We start from the raw sequence: 23,947 nt of genomic DNA, 5'->3' as shown, positions 1-23,947 counted from the left end.
AACCTCCTTGTTTTCGTTCTGCTGTATGAGTTTTTAGTCTAGACCAAACAAAAATGGCGACAGCCTCAGGGAGGGGTCGCCATTTTTTGGGTTCAGGGTCCAACTACCGGAAGGTGAAATGATCACCCTCAACATCGACTGCTATTTCAGCTCCCGGAGCGAAATCACCGGCCAACAAGCGTTGGGCGAGTGGGTTTTCTATCCACTGCTGAATAGCGCGTTTGAGTGGGCGGGCACCGTAGATGGGCTCAAAACCTACATCCACCAGTTTATCCATCGCCGTGCTAGTCATTGTCAGACTCAGCTCGTGCTCAGCCAGACGCTTGCGCAGGCGATCGAGCTGAATATTGGCGATGCCAGACACCTGATCTTTACGCAGGCTATGGAACACCACCACTTCGTCGATACGGTTAATAACCTCAGGACGGAAGTGAGTGCCTACTGTCTCCATCAACGCAGCCTTCATCAGGTCGTAGTCGTCATCATCTGAGAAGTTCTGAATCAGATCCGAGCCCAGATTCGATGTCATCACCACGATGGTGTTGCGGAAGTCGACTGTGCGGCCCTGGCCATCCGTAAGACGGCCATCCTCAAGCACCTGTAATAGGATGTTGAATACATCCGGATGCGCTTTCTCTACCTCATCCAGTAACAATACTGAGTATGGTTTACGGCGCACGGCTTCCGTCAGGTAACCACCCTCTTCGTATCCGACATAGCCCGGAGGCGCACCGATCAGACGGGCCACGGAGTGTTTCTCCATAAACTCGGACATATCAATACGCACCAGAGCCTCTTCGGTGTCGAATAGATAGGTGGCCAAGGCTTTACATAGTTCTGTCTTACCCACACCCGTCGGGCCAAGGAAGAGGAACGAACCATTCGGACGGTTAGGGTCTGCAAGGCCCGCGCGTGAACGGCGTACCGCATTGGATACGGCACTCACCGCCTCAGACTGACCCACTACGCGATCGTGCAGCGCGTCTTCCATCTTCAGCAGCTTCTCGCGCTCACCTTCTAGCATCTTCGCGACAGGAATACCGGTCCAGCGCGATACAACCTCGGCAACCTCCTCTTCCGTTACCTTATTGCGCAACAACTTGGTTACCGCTTCCGCTTGCTCCGTTGAATCAGCGGCCTGAAGCTGACGCTCCAGCTCTGGAATCTTGCCGTACTGCAGCTCAGACATCTTCGCCAGATCACCGGCACGGCGTGCCTGCTCCATCTCAATACGCGCTTGGTCCAGTTGCTCTTTAATCTGCTGCGAACCCTGCAGTGTCGCTTTGTCGGCTTTCCACACCTCCTCGAGGTCGGAGTACTCTTTATCCAGACGCTCGATGGTCTGCTCAAGCTCTGCCAGACGCTTCTTGGCGGCTTCATCTTTCTCTTTCTTCAGCGCTTCGCGCTCCATCTTCAGCTGAATCAGACGGCGTTCTAGGCGGTCCATCTCTTCAGGCTTGGAGTCCATCTCCATACGGATACGTGATGCCGCTTCGTCTATCAGATCGATCGCCTTATCCGGCAACTGGCGGTCAGTGATGTAGCGCTGGCTCAATTTAGCTGAAGCGATAATCGCAGAATCGGTGATATCGACACCGTGGTGCACTTCATAGCGCTCTTTCAGACCACGCAGAATGGCGATGGTGTCCTCTTCATTAGGCTCATCGACTATGACCTTCTGGAAACGGCGCTCAAGCGCAGCATCCTTCTCAACATACTGGCGGTACTCATCGAGTGTAGTGGCGCCAACACAGTGCAGCTCACCACGTGCCAGCGCAGGCTTGAGCATATTACCGGCGTCCATCGCACCATCGCCCTTACCGGCGCCTACCATGGTGTGCAGCTCGTCGATGAAAAGGATGATCTGACCCTCCTGCTTCGACAATTCGTTCAGTACGGATTTCAGACGCTCTTCGAATTCACCGCGGAACTTAGCACCCGCGATCAATGAGCCCATATCAAGTGACAGCACGCGCTTGTGCTTCAGCCCCTCAGGAACCTCACCATTAACGATGCGCTGCGCCAAACCCTCAACGATGGCGGTTTTACCGACACCCGGTTCACCGATGAGCACAGGGTTGTTTTTGGTGCGACGTTGCAGCACCTGAATGGTACGGCGAATCTCATCATCACGGCCGATAACCGGGTCAAGCTTGCCGCTCTCGGCGCGCTCAGTCAGGTCGATACAGTATTTATCCAGTGCCTGACGGTTCTCTTCGGCGTTGGCATCCATCACCGCTTCATCACCTCGAACCTCGTTAATCGCTTTGGCCAGAGATTCACTGGTAACACCGGCGCCTTGCAGGGCTTTACCCGCTTCGCCTTTGTCATTTGCCATTGCCAATACAATCAACTCACTGGCAACAAACTGATCACCGCGCTGCTGCGCGAGTTTATCGGTGAGATTGAATAGGCGTGCCATATCCTGAGACATGCGGATATCGCCATCCGGGTTCGAAACGACGGGTAGTCGATCCAGTGCTTCACCCACTTTACGGGCCAGCATTGGTAGGTCAGCTCCCGCCTGCTTAAGTAGCGGACGAACCGCTCCGCCGCGCTGTTCCAGTAGGGCTGCCAACAGGTGCACGGGCTCGATCATGTTGTGGTCTTTTCCGATCGCCATTGATTGCGCATCGGCCAAGGCCTCTTGTAGCTTGGTGGTAAATTTATCTGGGCGCATTCTTGCCTCCACTGATGTACACCTCCCGCATTCGGCAAGGTGCGAATTACTCTTTCTCCTTACCTTTATGGTGGGTATTTGAGCGGTTTCAAGGGCATAAATAAAAAAATAGCGGCATTTTTATAAATATAACGCCACACCACTCATTAGTTTGATGCAAATCAAACAACTAACAGTAGAGGCTTCGTGGGATACAGCTTCGCTGGATACGATCCAAAATTTTCAACATCGATATTGGCTTCGGGCTGTGGGATTGTCTGTCGATTTCGACGATGCGATCAGGCAAAAACTGCTCACCGCAGGCTGCGAGATTAAGGTATGAATGTCGGACATAGCTGAGCCGTTCTCCTGGCAGAAAAGCTTCCTTTGGGAGGGTTTCAAAGGCTGCGTGATCAACCGGACGCCGGAGCCGAGAAGCAACTCCAAAACAGATAAAACGGCTTTTTACTCGGTCCCATGCAAGCAGATCATCTGCAAGAAGCTTACCTCCCATAAGAGTCTGCTGAAAAGACCAAACAGATTTGCCTGCGCGTTTATCACCAAAGGCAACGATAGACTTACCGCTTTTTGATTGAGCGGCAGAACAATGCAGCAGCTCCCAGTCCGGCAGCAGAATCATGAACTCATAGATGAGCTGTAACAGAAGCTCATTCAGGCAATCAATCAGATCAGAGTACTGAACTTGGAACTCCGTGCGCGGTCGATTAATTTGATAAACACCATCAGTCTTATCTGCACGTATTGAACACGAATTCGCTTGAACTTCATGCTGAATAAGTTCTATCCCACGATGCGTCTCAACGAGTCCGATGGCTAACGGCTCCGGCAGACACAGAAAAAGCTCCCCGAAGGGAGCTTTCAATAGGTATGTTTTGCTCTCTAGCGCCACAGACCGCCGCGCACCTTACAAAACGACTCAACGTCAAACCGCCCGGGCTGATCGATCTCGACAACACGACAGAGCTTGCTATCAGATGCCAACGTTTCACGGATGGTGTAAGACGCATCATCACGGACGAGGACGTAGCCGTCGGGCAGGACGAAAAATGCATCAGGGATTTACCCTTCAGTTTACTGAGCAATCATAGCTTTTAGGTTGCATGAACACTGGTCATTTAAGTATGCACAGGAAATTTAAGCGTGAAGCGAGTCCCTTCACCTAGCTTAGATTCAACGTCAATAGAACCGCCATGCTCAGCCATAATTCGGTGACTGATGGCCAACCCAAGACCCGTGCCTTTGCCAACCTCTTTAGTGGTGTAGAAGGGGTTAAAGATCTTCGATAAATGCTCCGGATGAATCCCGCCGCCATTGTCCTCAACCCAGATCTCTACATTATCGTCTTTAACACGACTACCAACACGAATCATGCCGGACTCCTCGATCGCTTGAGCGGCATTGACGATCAGATTCACCAGCACCTGAGTGATTTTGGGGGAGTTTGCTTCGACTGTGGGCAGTGGATTGAGGTCTGTATCCAGCGTGGCGTGATACTTAAACTCGTTACGGGACAACTCTATCGCGACGCGCGCAGCGTCATTGAGATCGGTTCCCACAAGCGCGCTCTCGCTCGGATGAGAGAACTGGCGCAAGCCGCTGACGATCGTAACGATTCGTTCACTACCATCGCGTAGGTCCTGCAGGATTTCATCGAGGTCTTCTACTATAAAACCGAGCTCCTCAGCCTCATATTCAAGCCCCTTGGTTGTCAGGTCAGCTATCAGTTCTGGAACCTTCTCTTCGAGCACCAGCAGAGATCTGACCGTACCTACCATCGGCTGCAGGAACCCCTCTAACGACATTAAATTACTTTTGATAAACGCCAGAGGGTTATTGATCTCGTGCGCCACGCCCGCGGCCAGTGTTCCAAGCGATGCCATGCGCTCAGAGTGCATCAGCTCCGTACCACGCAGCTCCAACTCTGACTCAATTCGTTCGATCTCCTCCCAATAGCTGCGCACCGGATCCATCAAACTCAGGTCATCTTTAATGAACCCTGACTCACGTGCCAACGGGATACTCTGAGCGTCTAGAGTTAGAGCAACCAGTCGCTTCTCTGGTGTTTCATGGTTGAAGATCACATGAAAATTGAGACCGGATGAGCCAGCAGACTTGATCTGCGTGCCAGGCGATGAAGTGACATCCACCGGCAACAGCTCATACGCAGCTGCGATAGAGTTTTGGTTCAAAATTTTCAGCAGCGGCGGCGATACTTCTATGCACTCCCCCTGATCGAAAGTCAGGGTGAAGCTAAAACAGTCTAACAGCTGGTCTACCATTACGACTCCCGCTTCTGACTAAAGGTGATCAGGTAAGCAGCGCGGTGACTCTGATCTTCATAAACCCGCAGCACCAACTCAGATGCATCGCAAGGGCGCTGACAACTAAACTCGCGCTCGCCCGCTAACACGCGTTGAAAAGCCTCAGAAACAAAACAGCTCTCCAACGTTGAACCAACCTCGCCACACCAGAGCCCCAGCTCTTCACTCAACGAACTGAAAGCGTCACTCTGTTCAAGAATGACACCCTCATGAGTAAGCATCAGATAAGCCATCCTTTGGCCATCCAGAACCTCTCGATAAAGGCTCGCGCGCTGCTTCAACGTGATGCTCTCAGCAATTTTACGTACTGTGGCGGTAATCAGCGGTTCGCTCGCTTCAAACGGCCCAGAGAGTGAGAGCTCTGCCATAAAGGGCTCTCCCTGCCAGGTCCTCATTTCATTGACCACGCGTACTACACCGCGCTCGTCAGGGGTGATACTGGCCAGCATTTCGGTGAAGCTTCGGTGACGGGCATCATCGGGGAACAGCACACTCATGGGTTTTCCTGTCATCTCAGCTTCAGAGATACTGAACAGATCACTAGCCCCCTGATTCCAGTCAACCACCATCTCTGTTGCGTTAACGGTAATGACAGCATCGCGGATGTTAGCGAGGATCGCTTCGTTGCGATCGCGCTCTTGGGCGATGCGATGACGTAGCAGAATACGCTCCATGTGGAGCTTTACTCTGGACCGAGTGATATCTAGGTCATAGGGTTTCTCGATAAAATCGATCGCCCCAAGCAGCGAGCCGCGTTCTCGGTTCTCCCGCTCGGAATGAGCAGAACAGAAGATGATTTCGCAGTGGGGTTGATGTTCACTTATGCGTTCGGCTAGTGAAAAGCCATCAATATCAGGCAGGTTTATATCCAGCACGGCTAGCTCGAAGTCACTCATCTCTGCAAGCTTCTGTGCCCGAATACCATTCTTAGCAAAGGAGAGCTCCAGCTCGTTGGAGTCGAACAGAGATCCGAGCAATTTCAGGTTGTCCGGTACATCATCGACCAACAGAATACGGGGAGTACGAGCTAGGTTAATTACACCGCGCGTAGCCGCAGAATCAAGCATTCACATTCTCCAGCACTTCTATAATTCGCTCATCATCATGCTCATCGATAGCGCTTTGCAGCAACTCACGCCATTGAGCATAGCTATCCTCGCTTTCAATCGACTCAAGTAGCTGTTCGATTTTCTGCATCTGCCCGAGATTAGCCGCGTCGATAACGGCAGCGCGCAGAGCCTGGTTTCTTGAATCGCTCCAATCAATGGATAGCTCAGCTGCTTTCTGGGGCGCGTCGGCTGTTGCACTGTCGGTATACTCGAGTTCGCAAAGTTGAGCGATTCGTCCCAGCAGTTCGAACGGATCGATCGGCTTAGACATAAAGCTATCAGCCCCGACAGAGAGGCTACGCACCTGATCATCGTAGAAGGCACTCGCCGACGCGACGATAATCGGCAGGTGCTTATCGGGGTGTGTTTGCCGTATCCAACTCACCAGCTCAACACCATCCATGTTGGGCATCACCAGATCAGTTATCACCAGATCAAATGCAGACTGCTCGAACTTGGCTTGTGCATCTACGCCGTCTACAGCTTCGGTTATGACGAACCCCATGGGTGCTAGTAACGATCGAAGCAGTTCACGGTTTTGGGGGTGATCGTCGACTACAAGAACGCTCGGTTTTAAACCCCTGGCGATACTTTCTGGAAGACGAGTGCGGGCTGTCATCTCCAGCGCCTCATCCTCTACCGGCGCATAAGGTAGGTTAATCGTGATTCGCGTACCTTTACCAACCTTAGAGTCCACATAGATCTGACCACCCATCAGTTGCACCAGCTCTTTGACAATCGACATCCCCAAGCCCGCCCCCTCGGACTTGTTGTTCACCTGTTCAAAAGGGGTAAACAGCCGAGACAGCTGCTCTTCACTCATCCCTGCACCTTGATCCTCGACCGTGATCAGTAGACTTTGAGCGCCAGGGTCGTGCGCAAACTTGAGAGAGACATCGCCGCCTTGGCCATACTTAAATGCATTAACCACAATGTTAGTAACGACCTGAGTTAACTTATCAGGGTCAAGCAGGGCGGCTTTGGGCAGCTTACTGTCAACGTTGGCATGGAGTTGAACCGAATACTTGGTGCGTTCGATCTCAAAAATCTGAATCAACTCACTAATGAGACTTTGCGGATTGACCGTACGCAGATCGAGCTCAAGCTTTCCTGCCTCGATCTTTGACAGGTCCAGTACTCGATTGATCAGCATAAGCAGATGGCGTCCAGAGTTTAGGACCACACTCAGCGTCTTGCGCGACTCCTCATCCACTTTGGGATTGGCGATCAACATCTGTGAATAGCCAATCACTGCGTTTAGGGGAGTCCTCAATTCATGACTCATGCTGGCGAGAAACGCCGATTTAGCGCGACTCTTCTCAGCAAACACCTCGCGCTGCTGATTAAGTGTCTCGACCTCTAAGCGGCGAGAACGCCAAATCATAACGAATCCGACGGAGAGAACCAGCGCAACGAATCCACTCGCATAATCGACGATAACAAACTGACCATCGATGAAATCTGCATCCGACACTGTAGCCACGTACCAGTCTGCTTCAGTGATCGGTGTGAAGTTTACATAGGCTTCGCGACTGTCGATGTTCAGTTTACGCCAACCTGTTGCTCCACCCAGCATCTCCTCAACCGCCGTACGCAAGCCGATATCTGCATCTTCGAGCAGCGAGGTAGCCTTAGTGTTGATGTTGCCGCGTCTGGCTTCATCGGGATGCGAGATCGCGATGCCAGATGAGTTCACCGCAAAGGCATAACTATCCGGGCCATTTTCAAATCGTCCAAGCTCATCGACGATCGTCGATGTATCGATCATTCCGCCGAAAACGCCGATGATCTTGGCGTCAGATCGATCATTGCTGTAAACCGGCGAGGTGACTGCGACGATATCGGTTCCCAGCGTGCGTGAGACGACCGGATCCGACGCATAGACATTGCCGGCGATCGACGCCTTGAAGTGCGCCCGGTCACTGAGGTTTTTACCCTCTGCGTAGTCGACCTTCGAGTTGTAGTAGGTCCCATCGGGATTAATCTGCGCGAAGATGTAGAACCAGGGGTAGCGCTCGTGTTTCTCTTTTAGAAATGGTCCGGATTGTGACCAATCCATGGCTCGTATGACAGGAGTGTTCGCAAGTGCACTGATCTCGGTTTTACGCGTCGAGAGCCAACGATCGATTCGCACAGCAAGCGCGTCGGTCTTACTCTCGTTGACGAGAAGTTGCTCGGCGAAAAGTTCCTGCTTGAGTGCCGAGTAACCGAAATAAGCTAGCAGTGCAGTCAGGGTGGCTAGCACCACAAAAAGGGCTCCAAATCTCGATCGACGGTTTTGCTCTAACTTATCCATGTTTTTTATTACTTTTCATCGTTGCATTGGGTCACCGGGCCAGAGGTCCTGCGGGCCATTCTTTTGCTTATTCCGCGATTGCGGGAGTCGCACAAATAAGTGTAGTCACAACTGCTTTAGTTTGCCCAAATGACCGAGGCCAGATTTTTTTGTTGCGCGAACGCACTCAGATACTTCTGGTGTAGACAGACAGTTTGGCGCATCATCTGCGTTTAACCTCTGCGCTGGACTTATCTTTGAAAACCGATTCTACTCAAACAGAACCGGCCACAGCGGCTCTCGATCGCGCCAATATGTGGCGCGGCGTCTTGTTGATGAGTTTTGCTTTCCTGCTCTACTCCCTGTCGGACCTAGTGGCTAAGTTGCTGACTGCGGATTTTCATGCCGTACAAATCGGTTGGACGCGCCAACTTGGGCTGTTGAGTGGTGTGATATTTCTGCTGATCCAGCGCGGGTTTATCGTGTTTCACACCAAAAGACCGGGTTTACAGATTGCGCGCGGAGTAATCGCCTCTACCTCACCGGTACTTTTTACTATGGCAGTGGCGCAGATATCTCTGGCGGACGCCGTCGCGGTCTCCTTTGTTGCCCCCTTTCTTGTTGTGATTTTTGGCGCTTTGATGCTGAACGAGCACATTAGCCGCAAGCAGTTCTTTGGCATTCTCGGCGCTTTTATTGGAACGCTGATTATTGTGCGTCCGGGGCTGGGAGTATTTCAGTTTGGTACAGTATTTGTGCTGCTGGCAGCAACCGCTTTTGCACTGCGCCAGGTGATATCACGCATGGTTGCTGGGGTCGATCGAACCAGTACCACAGTGGCCTACGCAGGTACCGTCTCTGTTCTCGTGCTGAGCTTTATTCTGCCCTTCTACTGGAAAACACCCGAGACGCTCTACCAGTATGGTCTCTTCTTTCTAGTGGCTTTGACCGCCGGTTTTGGAGAGTTCTTCATCATCCGCGCGCTGGATATCACCTTCGCAGTGATCCTGGCCCCGCTGCAGTACACCATGATCATCTGGAGCATTATCTGGGGCTGGATGTTCTTCGCCGACCTCCCAGATAGCTGGACGCTGATCGGTACAGCGATAATTATCATCTCCGGCATTCTCACGTCGGGTGTGATGCGCTACCTCAAGCCTAATGAGTTGAAAACCAAACTCAAACGAACCATCCGTTAATAGTTGTCAGTTGTCCACCTCGTTAGTGAAAATCCCTTGAGCGGGCATCTAGGGCTTGCCAGAGGTCGGTACGGTCGGTGAGTTTGCCGGCGACAACGTGGATGACGCTGCCTTCGCGCTGTAGGATGCCATCGACCTGTAGCAGTCGGGCGCGTATGAGCGCTTGGCGTTGGGCGCGGGCGGTGGCTTGCCAGACGATTAGGTTGATATTGCCGGTCTCATCTTCGAGGGTCACAAAGGTGACGCCTGACGCGGTGCCAGGTCGCTGGCGACAGACGACTAGGCCACAGACGCGCACCGGCTTACCCGGCGTCAGATGCATCAGTTCTTCAGCAGTGCGACTGCGCCAAAGTTTACCCTCACTGCGCAACAGTGCTATCGGGTGGCCACGCAAGCTCAAACCCAGATGTTGATAATCCTCTTCAAGCTCTTGTTGCGCACTCGCCTGCGGAAGCACAACTGCCTCTTGCACCTCAAACTCACTCTCACCTAATGCCAGATCAGGCCGGCTCTCTAGCAATGCCCAACGGGTGGAGCGGCGATCACCGGTCAGACTATGCAGTGCATCTGCCGCTGCCAGTGCATCCCATTCGCCCTTATTCAACGAGACTGTACGGCGTAGCTGCGCTAAGTTTTGGTAGCCTTCATTAGCGGGACGACGCTCCACCAATTGCTGCCCCGCCTGTTCAGAAAGATTACGTACGCGGTGTAGCCCCAAACGCAGCACCGTTTTACCATTGACCTGCTCGATTGAACTCAACCAATCACTGCGGTTAACGCAGACCGGCAGCACTTCATGCTTATGCTCGCGCAGATCTTTAACAAGCTGTGAGGGTGAGTAAAACCCCATGGGTTGAGCATTCAGCAGGGCTGCACAGAAGATGGCGGGTTCATAATGTTTGAGCCAGGCGGAGTAGTAGACCAGTAGCGCAAAGCTAGCTGCATGTGACTCGGGGAAACCGTACTCACCAAAGCCCTCTATCTGACGGCAGATACGTTCAGCAAAGCTTAAGTCATAACCGCGCTCCAGCATCCCGCGCGTCAAACGCTCCTGCCACTCAGTCAACTTACCGCGCCGACGCCAGGCGGCCATCGAGCGGCGCAGTTGATCCGCCTCCCCCCCAGTAAAACCGGCGGCGACCATCGCAAGTTTAATCACCTGCTCCTGAAAGATAGGCACGCCTAGGGTCGGCTCCAGCACTTCACGTACAGCATCACTGGGGTAGATAACCTCCTCTAGCCCCTGCCGCCGGCGCAGATAGGGGTGCACCATATCCCCTTGAATCGGCCCAGGGCGTACTATGGCGATCTCAATAACGAGGTCATAGTAGGTTCGCGGCTGCAGGCGCGGCAGCATATTCATCTGCGCGCGAGACTCCACCTGAAACACGCCCATGGAGTCACCTTGGGAAAGCATCTCGTAGACCTGCGGATCCTCAAGCGGAATATCCTGCAGACGCCAGCGTTTAGCGTCGCGCTCACTCATCATGCGCAGTGCGCCCTGAATAGCACTGAGCATACCGAGCGCCAGTACATCGACCTTCAACAGTCCTAAGGCTTCGAGGTCATTCTTATCCCACTGAATCAGCGTGCGCTCTGCCATCGCTGCATTCTCGATCGGCACCAGTTGATGCAGAGGACCGGCTGATATAACAAAGCCCCCCACATGCTGCGTTAAGTGACGCGGGAAACCGAGGAGCTGTTGCACCAGCACCAGTAACCACTGCATGCGCTCTGAACGCTTCTCACCAAGCAGAGTCTCCAACTGTTCAAACCAGTTGTGCACTCGGTCACGCCTATCCAGTTGCGACAGCAACCAAGCGATATACTGCTCGTCAAAACCGAGCGCTTTGCCGGCATCACGCAACGCACTGCGGGTGCGGTAAGTAGTAATTGCAGCAGCCAGTCCCGCCCGGTCTCGCCCATAGCGGCTGTAGATATATTGGATGACCTCTTCACGGCGTTGGTGCTCAAAATCAACGTCGATATCGGGCGGCTCGTTACGCTCAGGCGAAATAAAGCGCTCGAACAGTAGATTCACCTTGAGTGGGTTAACCTCGGTGATATGCAGGCAGTAACAGACCACCGAGTTCGCTGCAGAACCGCGTCCCTGACAAAGAATCCCCTGCGAGCGTGCGAAGCGGACGATATCATCGATGGTGAGAAAGTAGGGCTCGTAGTTAAGCTGGGCAATGACTGCTAACTCATGCTCAATCAGATCACGTACTTTCTGTGGCACTCCGTCTGGAAAGCGTTGCAGTACACCCTCTTCCACGAGCCTGCGCAGATGCTCTGGCGCACTGAGCCACTCAGGTACCAGCTCCGCTGGGTACTCATAGCGCAGCTCATCTAATGAGAAGTCGCAGGCATTAGCGACGCGCAGAGTCTCTTGCAAAAGCTCAGGCGCATAGAGCTGCGCCAGCTTTTGACGCGAACGCAGTGCTCCCTCAGCGTTCGCTGCCAGCGCCCATCCGCATTGATCGATGGGCTTACAAAGTTTTATCGCACGCAACATATCCTGTAGCGGTTTGCGCTTGGCGCTATGCATTAGCACAGCACCGGCTGCGACACAGGGAAACTTGTGATCACGCGCCCAATCGGCGATACGCTGATAGCGCCAGCCGTCGTCGCTATCCAGCAGGCGCTCAGCCAGTAACCAGCCACGTTGAGGAAAGTGCTCGGCTAACCAGCTAGATTCAACTTCAAGATCTCTGATTTCAGGCCCGGGTTGTAGCAAACAGAGACAGCGCTCTAAACCTTGCTTGAAGTCTGCAAGTGCAAGCTGGTAACTCCCCTTCTCTGCCCGCCTGCGCCCGCGGGTAATCAGTTCGCAGAGTTGCGCATAACCTTGACGATCCATCGCCAGCAAAATGATCAACCGTCCATCCACTTTGAAACGGCTACCGACTAACAACTTAATACCCTGAACTTTTGCCTCTATGTGCGCGCGCACCGCGCCACTGAGGGTGCACTCATCGGTAATCGCTACCGCCTTGTAGCCTAGTTCGGCCGCACGCAGTACAAGCTCCTCTGGATGGCTCGCCCCCTCCAGAAAGGTAAAGTTGGAGAGCATATGTAGCTCGGCATAATCAGGCTCTTGAGGAGCCGCAACAGACGCAGTTGACTCGGCCTTATCAGCCGACTCTAGAGCTTTAGTGCGTTGCTTTTTAACCGCCGAGAGGTAACTAACTGAACCAGCCATGTAGATACCAGTGTTGTTGTGGATCTCTGAAGACCCAGGCTGAACGCCCGTCGCTCCAGTCGACGGTGAAGTAGTCACGCCGAGGCGCATCATTCCACCAGTCTGATTGAATCCGCTCAGGTCCCAAGCTGAAGCGCAGATGCTCAAGCCTATTGCGGCTCAAGCGCTGCGGCGGTTCCACTAACCAGAGAGGACGCTGGGCATACGGCAGGCGCTGATCTTTGGTTGGCTCAAGCAGGCTGGCAACGCCACCCGGCAGATGGGTATGACTGATCGCCAATTCATCAATGGCGCGAGAACCCAAGCGGATCTGGATACGACTGAGGAGTTGCTCCGGCGTCTCCTGACCGGCCTGTGTTGGTTCAAACAGATCACGCGCGGGCTCATCCCAGTCGCGAAACTGCTCTACTCGAACGGAGAGTTCCAGTACCGGTTGAGTCAGGCGGTAGCGCTCTAGCTTCAGACGCAATAGTGCCAGCCACTCCTGCGCTCTGTAACAGCCACCCGCATGCCCAAGGCGCAGGTGTGACTCGGTTTTATCGCGATGAAAGAGCACAATACTCATGACCAGCGCATGCTGTTGACGCAGATTAAGATAGCCCTCTAAGCGCCCCAAAATGCGTTGCAGAGGAAACAGCAGGCCTTGAGCGTAACTGATCTCGGCCTGTAAATCGGCATGCTGCTCAAAAATTTCGGGGGGTTCAAACGCAGGCGGTAACCACTCCTGTTTACCTCGTAACTGATCAATACGTTTGAGAAGATCTGGATGAAAGCGGCTGCCAAGCTCTTGGCGCGGCAGACGCTCCAGTTGCTCTACACGCTCTATGCCAAGTCCACGCAGTGCATCCAGATCTTTGGCGGGCAATCCCAGAAGACGTAGAGGCAGTTGGCTTATCTGCTGCGCTATGGCGGACTCATCATAGGTTAACTGTACTTTGGCACGCGCCAGTGCCAATGCTGCGCGTGGAGTATTGGCTAGTCCCAGAACAAAGCTCAGTTGCTGTGTCTGCAACGCCTGTTTCAGATCGCTAACCAAAGCTTCGATGCCATTGAAGTAGCGCTGCATCGAAGCGACCTCAGCTAGAATCGTTAGCGAGTCGATACAGCTAATACGACCCGACCAGCGTCCTAACTCCAGCGCTAAAGTCTGACTGGCACGCTTCAGTCGTTCATCATCATAGCTGGCAGTTTCCAAATCTGGGGCGAGTGACAGCGCTGTAGCTAGAGCAAGGCCCGGCACTACGCCTACGGCTTCTGCCTCAGGGTTAGCCAATACAATGCGCCGTGCAGCGCCATCGAGCAGGGCGCGCGGAGTCGCGTTCTCCTGCTCCCACTCCAGCGCCAGCAAAGGGAAGTAGACCACCAACCAGCGCATCAACTCGCTCGCAGATCTTTTTGTATGAGTGGTAGAACTGGCCCTTCAGTCGCCCAAGCTTGGCGACGTTTTAACAGATCGACCTTAACACCGTCAGTCTGAGCTTTGAGGTGCAGTCTAAAGGTTGCCGGCGATGGTTGAGCCGCCATTGCACTAGAACGCACAATAAACGCCAGCCCCTCGCCTTGATGCACCGCCAACTGCAGACGTCGTAACGCTGTTGCGGGGACTTTATCCAACCATCCCATCACAACCGGTGCACAACCACTTTTCAGCGCCTGTTCCATCACCCAAAGACGCTCATCCAGAGATTGAGTCCGAATAACGCGATGATCCTTCAAGCGAATACCCGCTTGGGCTAATGCCAGCGGATAGGGGTGCATGGGTGGATCTATCCACATAATGAGGCCCGGCTGCTGACTCACTTTGGAGAGCAGCGGCAGCAATAGGCGCAACTCGCCACTGCTCGGCTGATCAACCAAGAGTTCAATCAACTGACCTGGCATCCAGCCTCCGGCCAAACACTGGTCTAACTCAGGATACCCTGTAGGCAGCAGTGGCTGCGCCGGGCGTGCAGGGGCGTCCTGTGCACGCCAAACCTGCCCTTGCTGAATAAGCTCGGCCAACATCTGCACTTCCTCCTTTTTATAGGAGCAGCTATAGGAACCGCCATAAAAGCGGCCCTCGAGGCGACCCTTATGGCAGATATGAAAGCTGCTATGAAAAACCAAATATACTGTTTATTTATACAGTATTCTTATCCAGTACCTGGACTATTTCAAGTACGAAAATGGCATTGATAGAGTCGATATTGTTCTAAGTTACTACCCCAGGAATAAATTCTTTTTAGAATCAGGAGCCTAGAAAATTCGCTGCTAAACTAAGTGTATAAAGGTAAGGAAATACACCGATGTCTTGGAATAACCGCAGTTACTCACTCCAATCGATGATTAGCGGCGCAATCGTCATCGCTATCGTGCTTGTCGCCAGTGTGATCATGGCAATCAGCTACAGTTACAACCGTGAACTGCTTAAAGACGCGACGCTTGATCGCGTACAGCTAGCTGCTGATGAGCTAAACGGACTGCTACAGAAAACCTTCCTGCCGGCACAGCGCACACTGGAATTGATGCGCTGGGATCAATTGATGTATAGCGAAACTACTGAACAGCGTCTGCGCAGCCTACCCCAGCTCGCGGATATGTTGCGTAATGATCCCGTCACTGATGCCATCTATGTCGGCTTTGACGATGGTGACTTTATTCTGGTGCGGCCCGTGCGCACCGAGCGCGTACGCGCGCTACTCAAAGCACCCGTAGGCACACGCTTTGTGGGTGAATTTATTGAACAGGACGGGCTTGAAGAGTGGCGTTTCTATAATGCGCAGTTACAACAGATCGGACGGCGCATCGACCCAGCTGTAACCTACGACCCCCGAGTACGTCCCTGGTTTGATATCGCACTCAAGTCAGATCAGATGCAGGTGTCTGACCCCTATGTTTTTTTCACAACCCGAGAAGCGGGCGTAACACTGAGCCGTGGCTCGCCGACAGGTGCAGTTATCGGTATCGATTTCGCACTCAACGACCTCTCAAAATACTTGGCAAATCAGTCCCTTGGGGAGGGTGTGGAACTTGCATTGATCACTCGAGACTTGCGCGTTATCGCATCTCCGGATGTAGAGCCCGTCGCGACAGATCAGGCGGATTTACAACTTACCCGCCTCTCGGACCATCCCGAATTTTCGATCAATCAGTTTACCGACATCCCGCTAGAAACTCTGGTGGAGGGGCATAGCGCCGGCAATGATTACCTTGGCTATCGGATGAGCATATTCGAGCAGTGGAACATTCAGATCGATCTTCTGGTTAGCATACCGGCGAAAAACCTGATTGGTGATGTTATTTCTCTGCAGCGTAACACCCTGCTTATCGCCTTAGTATTAACAGGGTTGATGCTCAGCGGAGGCTGGTGGATTGGGCGGCGCATTGCACGACCGTTGCAGCAGTTGGGAGACCAGGTAGCGCGCCTGGCTGCGTTTGACTTTAGCCAGCCGCCAGAGGTGGATTCCAATGTGAAAGAGGTCAATGAACTCTGCAATCAACTTGAGAGTATGACCGCTACAATCACCCGTTTTCGTCAGATCGCACATACACTGGCGGCCGAGCAAAACACGGATAGGATGCTGCACAAGGTCAACCACCTACTTGCTGAAACCGTCGGTGGACGCCGCAGTCTTATCTACCTGTACGATATCGACCAACGTACTCTGACCCGCACGAGTCATTACGGCCAGAGCCATGGCACACCCGAGGTCATAACCAATGTGCCGAATGACAGTAAGGCACAGGTCGAGCGGCTGAAACTGGAGCTGCCAAAAAGTGAGCATCAGTATCTGGTCATCCCACTGTTTGATCGGGATCATGAAACCCTCGGCCTTGTTGAAATCGAGCTGTACGACAGCTCCCTGCGCCAGAATTCCGATTACCGTGCGTTTGTACACGAGCTATCCGGACTCGCCGCCACCGCGATTGCAACACGATCTCTAATCGCTGAACAGAAACAATTGACCGAAGCGATCATTAAACTGCTGGCCGATGCCATTGATGCGAAATCCCCATACACACACGGCCACTGCGCACGCGTTCCTGAACTGGCCAAACTGCTGACTAATGCTGTAGAGCACTCGAATGCACCGGAGTTTAAGTCGTTCAAACTAACCGAGCAGGAGCGCTACTCGCTCTCGGTCGCGGCCTGGCTTCATGACTGCGGTAAAATCACTAGCCCCGAGTATGTGGTGGATAAAGCCGTCAAGCTTGAGACTCTGTACAACCGTATCCATGAAATACGCACTCGGTTTGAGGTGCTCTGGCGTGATGCAGAGATTCACTATCTCTCTGGTCTGGTCAATAAGGGTAATGAAATGGCGCTCCGTAACGAACTCAAAGCCACACAGGCGCGTTTACGTCAGGAGTTCGATCTGGTCGCGCGAGCAAATATCGGAGATGTACCGCTAAAAGCCGAAGAGATCGAACAACTACACCTGATCGCTAAACAGACCTGGACCCGTCATTTCGACCGCCGAATTGGGTTGAGCTACGCAGAGGCCGATCGCCTCCAAAAAGCGGGGACCAAATTCGATACTCTGCCGGCGACGGAGCATTTACTCGAGGACCGCGAAGATCACCTGATTGAGTGGGGCAAAAAACTTCCACCGGTACAGAAGGACGACCCCAATAACCGCTGGGGTTTTGATATGCAGTTACCCACCCATGCGCGTAATCTAGGTGAACTCTATAACCTCAGCGTGCAACGCGGGACACTTACAGCTGAAGAGCGCTTCAAGGTCAACGAGCACGTTGTACAGAGCATTGTAATGCTCGAGTCCCTGCCGCTACCCCGCAACATGCGTGATGTACCTGCAATTGCTGGCAACCATCACGAGCGTATGGATGGCAGAGGTTATCCACGCAAGCTCACGGCAAGTGAGTTGAGTATTCCAGAGCGCATCATGGCGATTGCCGACGTCTTTGAGGCACTTACAGCCTCTGACCGGCCCTATAAACCGGCAAAGAAACTATCACAGTCGCTCGTTATTCTGGCCAATATGGCAGCCGAAGGACACATAGATCCACATATCTTCAAACTCTTCGTGGAGGAGGAGGTTTACCTGAGCTATGCCAAGAGTTTCCTGGACCATGAGCAGCGCGACGACGTCGATAAGCGCGCAATCATTAAGATCTTTGAAGCCCGCTTAACCGGGGCAGTCGCGAGCTAAAAAGCACTTAAATGGGCTTAATCCTCGATCCAGATCAAGCTCGCCATGCGACCAGTTATTCCGTCACGGCGGTAGGAGAAGAAGTTTTCAGTATCGCTGAACGTGCAGTAATCACCTCCGCTCACACGAGCCACTCCAGCAGCGGCGAGGCGAATGCGAGCGAGATGATAGATGTCAGCTAAAAAACGGTCTTGCGGATGTGTAGGGCTAGCCCGAAAAGCGCTCTGAGCTTCAGCGTGCTCTTCAACAAAGACCTGCTTCACTTCGCCACCTACCTCAAAGGCCAGCGGACCGATAGCTGGACCTAACCAGGCTAAAATTTCGTCGTTAGGATTAAAGGTTTTGAGTGTATTTTCCAGAACGCCCGCCGCCAAACCGCGCCAGCCAGCATGAGCCGCGGCTACTTGAGTACCCTGGGCGTTGGTAAACAGAACAGGTAGACAGTCTGCCGTCATCACGATGCACCCCTGACCAGGTCGGGCGGAGAAACAGGCATCTGCCGTTCGAACCTGCGCATCATCTTTGGCTTCGACAACGTCTGTACCGTGAATCTGCTGCAGCCACTGCGGCGAGCGCTCTAGCCCAGTCGCCTGCATCAATAGCTGGCGATTCGCGCTGACAGCCTCTGGTAGATCATCCACATGATCCCCCAGATTCAAACCGTTATAGGGTGCCACCGACTGCCCACCGAGGCGAGTCGTGGTCAGCGCATGAACCTGCGCCGGTGCATCCCAGTTAGCGCGAATCAGCCTCATAGTTCGTAGTCGTACCTGTCAGCATCTCTGGTAAGTACGGCGAGAAGCTGCTGCATATCCTCTGGCAGATCAATCTCCCAGCTGCAGTGCTCGCCCGTTGATGGGTGCCAGAGTTCAAGCTTCTTAGCGTGCAGTGCCTGTCGACGGAAGTTCTTCAACACCTGCTGCATCTTCTCACTGGTATTTTTCGGCAAACGGAAACGGCCGCCATACATCGGATCGCCCACCAGCGGATAGTTGATATGCGACATGTGCACGCGAATTTGATGCGTACGACCTGTCTCAAGTTTTAAGCGAATATGGGTATGCGAGCGGAACTTATGCAGTACACGGTAGTGCGTCACTGCCTCCTTACCGATACCGACAACCGCCATCTTTTGGCGGTTCTTCGAGTGACGCCCCATCGGTGCATCGACCTTACCGCCACCAATCATCACGCCCTGTACCACCGCTTCATACTCACGCCCCATCGAGCGGTCTTGCAGCTGCTCAACCAGGTCCGTCTGTGCCTGAATTGTCTTGGCGACCACCATCAAACCTGTGGTTTCGCGGTCCAGACGGTGGACAATACCGGCCCGCGGCACCTGCGCCACTTCGGGTGCATGATGCAGCAGCGCATTGAGCAGTGTGCCATCAGCATGACCGGCTGCAGGGTGCACAACCAAACCCGAGGGCTTATTCAGCACCAGGATATGCTCATCTTCAAACACAATATCGAGTGGAATCTGTTCGGCCTTGTGCTCTTCGATCACGGCGATGGTCGCAGCAACAACAATCTGCTCACCACCGTTGAGCTTATCGCGCGGACGAATCACCTTGCCGTCGACGGTAAGCTCACCCTCTTTAATCCAACCCTGAATGCGCGAGCGCGAATAGTCGGGAAATAGCTGTGCTACCGCTTGGTCCAGACGCAGTCCAAACATGGAATCGGGTACGGTTGCTTCAAGTTGGATCTGTTCTGACATCTTTGGCCTTAATCTGAGCGAGGAACGCAAAAAATAGCGGTTAAAAGCACGAAATCCGGTCGGTTTCTGGATTCCAGCAGGTCTAAGTCTATGTTTAAATAGCTCAACAATGGACAGTATATCCGAATCCACCCCGCTCCGCCGAGCGGACCGGACGAACTAGGAACAGAACATGCGTTTAACCAAACTGCTCTCCACCTTTGTTATTGTCAGCCTGTTAACCGGCTGTAGCATCTTCAGTGGCGAGCGCGCGGAGCCCGATATTCCTGAAGATCAGCTTTACGAGGAGTCTATCAGCGCGATTGATGCCGGTAACTGGTTGCTCGCAATCGAAAAACTGCAGAAACTCGAAGCGCGCTACCCTTTCGGACGCTACTCTGAGCAGGCACAACTCGAGCTGATCCACGCCTACTTCAAAAACAATAAGCAGACCTCAGCTGCCGCTGCAGCAGATCGCTTTATCCGTCTACACCCCAATCACGAGAACATCGACTACGCCTACTACATGAAGGGCCTAGCTGCATTCGAAGCTGAGCGCTCATTCTTCGCGCGCTTCCTACCAATCGATGTTGCCCAGCGCGACCCCGGTATGGCACGTGACTCCTTTGACGCATTTACAACCCTGCTTAACCGCTACCCAGATTCTGAATATGCTCTGGATGCGCAGAAGCGTATGCAGTACCTGAAGAACCGCCTAGCAACCTACGAGATTCATGTTGCGACCTACTATATGAAGCGCCAGGCTTGGCTGGCTGCGGCTAACCGCGGCCGATACGTAGTTGAAAACATGCAGGAAACCCCAGCCGTAGCTGATGCACTTGCGATTATGGCCGAAGCCTACACTGAACTGGGCTTAGATGATCTGGCTGCTGATGCGCGCTCCGTTCTGGAACTGAACTACCCCAGCTACGAAGTGCGCACCTTCCAAGAGAACCGTAATGATCTAGTCTACACTGCAACTTTCGGCCTGATCGGCGAAGGTTCGGATGAGCCCGTTGCGCGTCCGCTGGCACCTACAGAATTTCCAGAGCCAGTCGCGCCAGCAGAGGGCGAGACTCTAGAAGCGATCCCTCAAGAGGAGGAGCGCGGCTTCTTCGATCGCATCACCTTCGGCGTCTTCTCTTCCGACGACAAGTAATTTTGGTGTGGCAGCCAATTTCTCCTGCATTGGCTGCATACACGCCATCCATGGCGTAAAGCGATCTGCGCAAAGCGCAGGTTCGCGACCACTTACTTCTGTACGAGGGATCTGCGGCAAAGCCGCAGGTCGCGACTTATCAGAAACAGAGCCCAGCGGCTCTGTTTTTGTTTGTTCGACCCTTTTTCTGTCCTATTCCATTTGGTCAGACCGGCTAGCCAAACCCTCCAGAATCACCTACCCTAAGACAACAACAAAAAACGGAGGCCAGGTATGACTGCGTTACTGGTCGACATCTTTATGGCCGCTTACTTCACAATAATCGGTCTGCACTACACCGCTACAACCCTTGGCCTGAAGCATCGTGACGGCCGCACCCGTATCTACTACGGTAAGTCTGGCTCCCGTACCTGGGTCGTACGCTGGGTATTCAACGCTTTTCGGCTCGCTATACTCCTGCTCGTTATCTTGCGCCTCTTCTATCCAGATCTAGACAGCATCATTATGCGCTTTAGCTTCCCAGCCGAGGAGTTCGTGCGTGCGATAGGTGCAATCACCATGCTAGTGAGCTTCTTCTTTATCAGCTACACCCACGCCTACATGGCCAGCCAATGGCAATCGGGATTGGATACCAAGCATTTCAAACTGCTCGATTCTGGACCTTACCACTACTGCCGCCATCCGCTGTTTTCGGCGGTAATGCTAGGCATGCTGGGGTTTGCGATGGCGCTACCCAGTCTCTTTACACTTGTCTGTCTGATAGCCGGTGTGTGGGCGCTGACGCGCCAGGCGGGCGAAGAGGAGAAGCAGTTGGTGCAGGAACCCGAGTACTCAGGTTACCTGCAACAGACAGCAAAATGGCCGTTTGGGAATGCGAAGGAGCAGGCTTAAACGCCAGCTTTCCAGCCCGAGGTGATAGGATAACGACGGTCACGCCCGAAACCACGCTGGGTAATACGCGTACCTATAGGCGCCTGGCGACGCTTGTACTCGTTGATATCCACCAAACGCACCACTCGCAAGACCGTCTCTTCCGAGTAGCCCTTATCGATAATCGCTCGGGCACTCAGATCTTTCTCGATATAGAGCTCGAGAATGGCATCCAGTTCATCGTAATCGGGCAGGCTATCCTGATCGGTCTGATCCGGGCGCAATTCAGCTGAAGGTGGACGTTCAATAACCCGCTCGGGAATAACCGGACTGAGGGTATTGCGGTAACGAGATAGGCGATAAACCAATGTCTTCGGGATATCCTTCAAAACACAGAAACCACCGGCCATATCACCGTAAAGAGTTGAATAGCCCACCGCGGTCTCAGATTTGTTACTGGTGGTCAGCACCAGATAACCCTTCTTATTCGAGATCGCCATTAGCAGTACACCTCGACAGCGCGCTTGGAGGTTCTCTTCAGTCGCGTCCAGCGGCAAGCCCTCAAACTCACCTGATAGCTGCTGCATAAAGCTCTCATACATCGGCTCGATTGAGATCACCGAGTGCTTAATGCCCAAAGCCTCAGCTTCAAGCGCAGCATCCTCGATACTCATTGAAGATGTATAGGTGAATGGCATCATGACACACTCCACGCGGTCCGGGCCCAGCGCATCAACAGCAACCGCTGCAGTGAGCGCCGAATCAATACCGCCAGACAGGCCAAACACCACACCCTTGAAACCATTTTTGTTGATGTAGTCACGCACACCAACAACCAGGGCTTGATAGATACTCGCCTCGTAAGATGGCTCTGGAATCGACGGTTGCAGAGGATTCACCGCGCCGGTCTCAAGATCTAGCTCAACCTTGTAGGTCGCCTCTTCATAGTGCGCGCCGATAAAGGCGAGTTCACCCTCAGCATCAAGCACCTGCGAACCACCATCAAAGACCAACTCATCCTGCGCGCCCACCTGGTTCACATAGATCAGCGGCAATCCAGCGAGGCGAGCATGCTCAGCCATCAACTGCGTGCGCTCTTTTGTTTTACCTTTGTGGAATGGCGAAGCGTTCAAAGAGAGGATGGCGCGGGCACCCGCCTCTTTCATCGCGACGATGGGCTCTGGATGCCAAACATCTTCACAGATAGCGAGACCGATCTTCTGACCGTTTAGTTCGAAAATCCCCGTCTCAGACGAGGGCTCGAAGTAGCGCTTCTCATCGAACACCTGATAGTTAGGCAGACACTGCTTGGCGTACTCGTACAACAGTTGGCCGTCAGTAATTACACCGGCCATATTACGCAGCTTACCGCCCTGCTCCTTCGGATAACCGACAACAACAGCAACGCCGCGCACCTCAGCCCGAATCCGCGCCAGCGCCTCATCAATACGGCGTTTCAGGCTTGGACGCAGCAACAAATCTTCCGGCGGATAACCAGTCAGCGCCAACTCAGAGAACAGCACCAGATCACAACCACCCTCAGCCGCAACCGAATTAGCACAGTCAATTACGCGCTGCGTGTTACCGGGGATATCACCGACAAGAAAGTTGATTTGAGCCAGAGCAACAACAAGCTTCTGCGACATAAGGAGTTATCCAATCCTAAAGCGAACATTTAAGGACAGAGATTATACGCCAGCACTCGCCAACCCGCGACCCAGCCAGTTGATTTGGATAGGCTAGAAACTCAGAGGCAGCTGGACGGAAGATACTCCGGCGGCAGTGCCAACGAGTACGTAGCAGAAGATAAGCAGCTCCAACGAAAAGCACCGCCCGACAGATCCGCACGCATGACCAAATAGCGCCCGCTCGCTTCGGGAAGGTTATCTGTAAACGAGACGCGGATTTCGGATTTAGTGTTGTTCCACCAGACATTTTTGACGTAACGGGAGTTATCGCCAAAGAAGTTACTGGTTACGCCGATCTCTTTAAGGACCGTCGTCCATGATTTGCCAGCCAGCCCTGATGTATCACCGTTGACCGAAACGTACTCAACCAGACCATATTTCACTGGCGTGATGGCGTAGAAGGCTTCGGTTAGTTTGGCCTTAGTGACGTAGTTACGGTACTGAGGAATCGCGACCGATGAGAGGACCCCGATGATCGCGACTACGATCATCAGCTCTATGAGTGTAAAGCCCCTGCCTGGGGCTGAGATTGGAATCCTTTCCATTGTTCTTTCCTCATCCTTGAGGGTTTTTGACACTTATCGTTTGAGGG

At 53.3% G+C, this 23,947-nt stretch carries 16 protein-coding genes; 4 read left to right on the top strand and 12 right to left on the bottom strand.

What is annotated here, in order from left to right; translation table 11 throughout:
- Nucleotides 1-103: 103 nt before the first annotated feature.
- The 5 genes from clpB to AC1WNR_RS03735 all read right to left on the bottom strand — a co-directional run bounded on the left by clpB (nt 104) and on the right by AC1WNR_RS03735 (nt 8,358).
- Entirely contained in the window at nt 104-2,680 is a 2,577-nt protein-coding gene (gene clpB, locus AC1WNR_RS03755) for an ATP-dependent chaperone ClpB (protein ID WP_481643204.1), read from the bottom strand.
- A 169-nt stretch (nt 2,681-2,849) separates the two neighbouring features.
- Nucleotides 2,850-3,569: a hypothetical protein gene (locus tag AC1WNR_RS03750; RefSeq protein WP_481643203.1), complete on the bottom strand. Its 720-nt coding sequence runs from the start codon at nt 3,567-3,569 to the stop codon at nt 2,850-2,852.
- A gap of 226 nt (nt 3,570-3,795) precedes the next feature.
- Nucleotides 3,796-4,959 carry a sensor histidine kinase gene (locus AC1WNR_RS03745; protein ID WP_481643202.1) on the bottom strand — a complete coding sequence of 388 codons (1,164 nt, stop codon included), beginning with the start codon at nt 4,957-4,959 and terminating at the stop codon, nt 3,796-3,798.
- Nucleotides 4,959-6,068 carry a response regulator gene (locus AC1WNR_RS03740; RefSeq protein ID WP_481643201.1) on the bottom strand — a complete coding sequence of 370 codons (1,110 nt, stop codon included), beginning with the start codon at nt 6,066-6,068 and terminating at the stop codon, nt 4,959-4,961. The genes AC1WNR_RS03745 and AC1WNR_RS03740 overlap by 1 nt, the downstream gene beginning before the upstream one ends.
- Complete coding sequence (locus AC1WNR_RS03735) at nt 6,061-8,358, bottom strand: hybrid sensor histidine kinase/response regulator (RefSeq protein ID WP_481643200.1); 2,298 nt, start codon at nt 8,356-8,358, stop codon at nt 6,061-6,063. The genes AC1WNR_RS03740 and AC1WNR_RS03735 overlap by 8 nt, the downstream gene beginning before the upstream one ends.
- 284 nt (nt 8,359-8,642) lie before the next feature.
- Here AC1WNR_RS03735 and AC1WNR_RS03730 point away from each other — a divergent pair, with 284 nt between their 5' ends.
- Nucleotides 8,643-9,584: a DMT family transporter gene (locus AC1WNR_RS03730; RefSeq protein WP_481643199.1), complete on the top strand. Its 942-nt coding sequence runs from the start codon at nt 8,643-8,645 to the stop codon at nt 9,582-9,584.
- A gap of 22 nt (nt 9,585-9,606) precedes the next feature.
- Here AC1WNR_RS03730 and AC1WNR_RS03725 read toward each other — a convergent pair whose 3' ends face one another.
- Genes AC1WNR_RS03725 through imuA form a run of 3 tightly spaced genes read right to left on the bottom strand, consistent with a single transcriptional unit; the run spans nt 9,607 to nt 14,790 of the window.
- Nucleotides 9,607-12,786, bottom strand: coding sequence for an error-prone DNA polymerase (locus AC1WNR_RS03725; protein ID WP_481643198.1), 3,180 nt, complete (start codon nt 12,784-12,786; stop codon nt 9,607-9,609).
- Complete coding sequence (locus tag AC1WNR_RS03720) at nt 12,770-14,161, bottom strand: Y-family DNA polymerase (protein WP_481643197.1); 1,392 nt, start codon at nt 14,159-14,161, stop codon at nt 12,770-12,772. Before AC1WNR_RS03720 ends, AC1WNR_RS03725 begins: the two co-directional genes overlap by 17 nt.
- Nucleotides 14,161-14,790 carry a translesion DNA synthesis-associated protein ImuA gene (imuA, locus tag AC1WNR_RS03715; protein ID WP_481643196.1) on the bottom strand — a complete coding sequence of 210 codons (630 nt, stop codon included), beginning with the start codon at nt 14,788-14,790 and terminating at the stop codon, nt 14,161-14,163. Before imuA ends, AC1WNR_RS03720 begins: the two co-directional genes overlap by 1 nt.
- Before the next feature lie 281 nt (nt 14,791-15,071).
- Between imuA and AC1WNR_RS03710 the strand changes: the two genes are divergently transcribed.
- Entirely contained in the window at nt 15,072-17,939 is a 2,868-nt protein-coding gene (locus AC1WNR_RS03710; protein ID WP_481643195.1) for an HD domain-containing phosphohydrolase, read from the top strand.
- 17 nt (nt 17,940-17,956) lie between these two features.
- Here AC1WNR_RS03710 and pgeF read toward each other — a convergent pair whose 3' ends face one another.
- Together pgeF and rluD are read right to left on the bottom strand one after the other, a co-directional pair.
- Nucleotides 17,957-18,694 (bottom strand): peptidoglycan editing factor PgeF, encoded by a 738-nt coding sequence (pgeF, locus tag AC1WNR_RS03705; RefSeq protein ID WP_481643194.1) that lies wholly within the window; start codon nt 18,692-18,694, stop codon nt 17,957-17,959.
- Nucleotides 18,691-19,659: a 23S rRNA pseudouridine(1911/1915/1917) synthase RluD gene (gene rluD / locus AC1WNR_RS03700; protein WP_481643193.1), complete on the bottom strand. Its 969-nt coding sequence runs from the start codon at nt 19,657-19,659 to the stop codon at nt 18,691-18,693. Before rluD ends, pgeF begins: the two co-directional genes overlap by 4 nt.
- A gap of 172 nt (nt 19,660-19,831) precedes the next feature.
- On the opposite strand from rluD, the gene AC1WNR_RS03695 reads away from it, so the two are divergent.
- Together AC1WNR_RS03695 and AC1WNR_RS03690 are read left to right on the top strand one after the other, a co-directional pair.
- Nucleotides 19,832-20,797, top strand: a complete 966-nt coding sequence (locus tag AC1WNR_RS03695; protein WP_481643192.1) for an outer membrane protein assembly factor BamD — start codon at nt 19,832-19,834, stop codon at nt 20,795-20,797.
- Between the two features lie 273 nt (nt 20,798-21,070).
- On the top strand, nt 21,071-21,688 hold the full coding sequence (locus AC1WNR_RS03690) for a methyltransferase family protein (protein ID WP_481643191.1): 618 nt from the start codon (nt 21,071-21,073) through the stop codon (nt 21,686-21,688).
- Here the strand turns inward: AC1WNR_RS03690 and AC1WNR_RS03685 are convergent.
- Complete coding sequence (locus AC1WNR_RS03685) at nt 21,685-23,313, bottom strand: NAD+ synthase (RefSeq protein ID WP_481643190.1); 1,629 nt, start codon at nt 23,311-23,313, stop codon at nt 21,685-21,687. The two genes, AC1WNR_RS03690 and AC1WNR_RS03685, sit on opposite strands and share 4 nt — an antisense overlap.
- 101 nt (nt 23,314-23,414) lie before the next feature.
- Nucleotides 23,415-23,900 carry a pilin gene (locus tag AC1WNR_RS03680; protein WP_481643189.1) on the bottom strand — a complete coding sequence of 162 codons (486 nt, stop codon included), beginning with the start codon at nt 23,898-23,900 and terminating at the stop codon, nt 23,415-23,417.
- Nucleotides 23,901-23,947 lie beyond the last annotated feature (47 nt).

It is taken from the genome of Marinobacterium marisflavi (assembly GCF_982447095.1).
This window is presented reverse-complemented; position numbering and strand designations above follow the sequence as displayed.

What these genes read in the sequence shown, in the direction of transcription:
- clpB (WP_481643204.1), bottom strand. Translation starts at nt 2,680, where the DNA reads ATGCGCCCAGATAAATTTACCACCAAGCTACAAGAGGCCTTGGCCGAT.
- AC1WNR_RS03745 (WP_481643202.1), bottom strand. Translation starts at nt 4,959, where the DNA reads ATGGTAGACCAGCTGTTAGACTGTTTTAGCTTCACCCTGACTTTCGAT.
- AC1WNR_RS03740 (WP_481643201.1), bottom strand. Translation starts at nt 6,068, where the DNA reads ATGCTTGATTCTGCGGCTACGCGCGGTGTAATTAACCTAGCTCGTACT.
- AC1WNR_RS03725 (WP_481643198.1), bottom strand. Translation starts at nt 12,786, where the DNA reads ATGGCTGGTTCAGTTAGTTACCTCTCGGCGGTTAAAAAGCAACGCACT.
- AC1WNR_RS03720 (WP_481643197.1), bottom strand. Translation starts at nt 14,161, where the DNA reads ATGCGCTGGTTGGTGGTCTACTTCCCTTTGCTGGCGCTGGAGTGGGAG.
- imuA (WP_481643196.1), bottom strand. Translation starts at nt 14,790, where the DNA reads ATGTTGGCCGAGCTTATTCAGCAAGGGCAGGTTTGGCGTGCACAGGAC.
- AC1WNR_RS03710 (WP_481643195.1), top strand. Translation starts at nt 15,072, where the DNA reads ATGTCTTGGAATAACCGCAGTTACTCACTCCAATCGATGATTAGCGGC.
- pgeF (WP_481643194.1), bottom strand. Translation starts at nt 18,694, where the DNA reads ATGAGGCTGATTCGCGCTAACTGGGATGCACCGGCGCAGGTTCATGCG.
- rluD (WP_481643193.1), bottom strand. Translation starts at nt 19,659, where the DNA reads ATGTCAGAACAGATCCAACTTGAAGCAACCGTACCCGATTCCATGTTT.
- AC1WNR_RS03695 (WP_481643192.1), top strand. Translation starts at nt 19,832, where the DNA reads ATGCGTTTAACCAAACTGCTCTCCACCTTTGTTATTGTCAGCCTGTTA.
- AC1WNR_RS03690 (WP_481643191.1), top strand. Translation starts at nt 21,071, where the DNA reads ATGACTGCGTTACTGGTCGACATCTTTATGGCCGCTTACTTCACAATA.
- AC1WNR_RS03685 (WP_481643190.1), bottom strand. Translation starts at nt 23,313, where the DNA reads ATGTCGCAGAAGCTTGTTGTTGCTCTGGCTCAAATCAACTTTCTTGTC.
- AC1WNR_RS03680 (WP_481643189.1), bottom strand. Translation starts at nt 23,900, where the DNA reads ATGGAAAGGATTCCAATCTCAGCCCCAGGCAGGGGCTTTACACTCATA.